The following is a 713-nucleotide window of genomic DNA, read 5'->3' as shown; positions in this document are numbered from 1 at the left end:
CACTTAAAATAGGGCTATTAAAAGATACCTTTTGTAGATTTTGTAATCGCCTTTGGCTGTTGCAGAGATAATCCTTCTAATAACCAACGAAGCTCTTGTTGCGAAAGTTTGCGTACCTCATTTTCATCTTTTGGCCATTGTAATTTTCCATTATCTAATCGTTTATAAAGCATGGCGAAGCCATCTCCATCAAAATACAAACATTTATAACGATCCTTGCTCCATCCAGAAAACAGAAAGATAGAATCACTATACGGATCCAATTCGAAAGAATCTTGAATGAGCGTTGCGAGACCATCAATACCTTTACGCATGTCTGTCTTGCCGCAGATGATGTAGATGTTTTGCACGCTCGTAAAATCCTGTTTCATCCCTTCAGCTCCTTCATAATGGTTTGGATAATGCGCTCATCTACGCCATTGAAGAAGGAAATTTCAGCCACAGCGGTTTTAATGACACAACTTGGCTCAGCAGTGTATTGGAGAGAATGATTCGAAGAAATTTCAACTGGAATAGGATCGAGTTTGACGGGAACAATGGTTAATTTGTTTGTAGACATAATGGCACCTCCTTTGATTGATACATTTATCGTACCGGAGGTGCCTGATGTTTTATATGCGTTGTTTGATTACGGGCTTACATTATATGTTTTATAAAAATAAAATAAGGGATTTATATTCTCACCATCCCAATATCCATGGTAGCCAAGATAG

Annotated in this window: 2 protein-coding genes; both read right to left on the bottom strand. The window is 38.0% G+C overall.

Annotation, left to right across the window (positions count from 1 at the left end; translation table 11 throughout):
- Positions 1 to 17: 17 nt before the first annotated feature.
- A complete protein-coding gene (gene tnpB / locus ACYVL2_RS20005) occupies positions 18 to 371 on the bottom strand; it encodes an IS66 family insertion sequence element accessory protein TnpB (RefSeq protein ID WP_025910451.1) in 354 nt (117 codons plus the stop codon).
- Positions 368 to 559, bottom strand: coding sequence for a hypothetical protein (locus ACYVL2_RS20000; protein ID WP_025910450.1), 192 nt, complete (start codon positions 557 to 559; stop codon positions 368 to 370). Before ACYVL2_RS20000 ends, tnpB begins: the two co-directional genes overlap by 4 nt.
- Positions 560 to 713 lie beyond the last annotated feature (154 nt).

The organism is Glycomyces halotolerans (assembly GCF_054779575.1).
The sequence above is the reverse complement of the archived record's forward strand: the minus strand, read 5'-3'. Positions and strand labels throughout refer to the sequence as shown.